This is a genomic window from Hymenobacter algoricola (assembly GCF_039539525.1).
GTDB lineage: Bacteria > Bacteroidota > Bacteroidia > Cytophagales > Hymenobacteraceae > Hymenobacter > Hymenobacter algoricola.
On record NZ_BAABDH010000007.1, the window covers coordinates 1 to 1293 of the forward strand.

2 protein-coding genes are annotated in these 1293 nt (G+C 43.2%); both read right to left on the reverse strand.

Going from position 1 to position 1293, the window contains the following annotated elements; all coding sequences use genetic code 11:
* Positions 1–43: 43 nt before the first annotated feature.
* A complete protein-coding gene (locus ABD842_RS02110; protein WP_345109389.1) occupies positions 44–292 on the reverse strand; it encodes a peptidase associated/transthyretin-like domain-containing protein in 249 nt (82 codons plus the stop codon).
* A gap of 265 nt (positions 293–557) precedes the next feature.
* Entirely contained in the window at positions 558–1256 is a 699-nt protein-coding gene (locus tag ABD842_RS02115) for a RepA protein (protein WP_345109393.1), read from the reverse strand.
* Positions 1257–1293: the final 37 nt, after the last annotated feature.

Below are 1293 nucleotides of genomic sequence, written 5' to 3' on the forward strand. Positions count from 1 at the left end.
TCGACCAGGTTTTTTGCTTCTTTACCAATAGTAATTAGTTACACTATATAGGACGTTCATCCTCTTTTACATAGAAAGTAATATCAACAATCTCCTGCCTTCGGACCTTCAGTTTGGCTATATCGATTCTATAATAGCCGATAAAGCCAGCTCGGATGGAGTATTTACCCGAAGGGATTTCATACCGAAAATGCCCTAACGTGTCAGTTGTTATTAACACCTTATTAATGGAAATGACACCTACTTTCAACGGGCGATTGGTCTTTAGCTCCTTGATAGTTCCAGTAATCATACTTCCGGTTTGTGTTGGAGTAGAAGTACGAAAAATTGTGTAGTTGCCCTTACTAGTCTTCCTAGTCTGAGCCAAGCAAATTGTGCAATTGAATAGAAGGCAAAAAAGGAAAATTATACTAGCTCTCATAGCAGTAGATTAAAACGGATAAGCTGAAGATATGATGTTCTACTGGGGGCTCTGCCCCCTGCTCCCCCGAGGTAAAAAAGGCATAAGGCTAAGCCGCCTGCCTACTCCCTACTCCCTACTCCCTTCCCCCACTGCCCTATTCATTTAGAAGTGGTGCCCCGTCCTCTTGTGCGTCAAATATGGAGAGCTGGTGTACATCGGCCTGCCCTTTTTTTCGCTTGATGTAGGTCTTGGCAAACGTCACCCGATTACCGTTAAAAAACACAAGCGGATTTATAAAATACTCATACTCATAGGCAGTACGCGCAATAATACCACATTCAACTAGATTGGACAGGCCCGTTAAAACGTGGCTCCTGTGGCTGTAATTTGTGTAAGCCAGTGCCTTATCCATTCGAAAAATCAGTCTGTCTTGGCCTGGTTTCAGGGCTGATAGGATGTACCCAAATACCCTAATAGCTGGCTTAGAAAGCTCCCAAAATGCAGCGAATTGACTTAGGTATACTTTCGCAAACTGCTCTTCATCTACCTCGATGTACTGCATGAAAGCACCGTAGCCAGTAGCCTCTCCATCTGCATTCACTACAATCTGCTGCACCTGCTTGGACAATCCTGCATCTGGCCTGATTACCCGAGTCCGTCTCACGGTCTGCTTTTGAATACCCTCAAGTGCTTCTTCCACAAAAGGGTTGTTCTCATAAGCTGGGTGCTCACTGATTTTTTTGTACTTCATAAGACAACGATTGGTTTTCTTTTTAGTAGTCGTAAAGATAACCGTTTGTTGCCTGCTAAGTACTCTTTCGTTTTCTTTTTCAGTAGAAAAGGAAAACCCCACGTTTTCTACTAGAAAACGAGCCGTTTTCTAGTAGAAA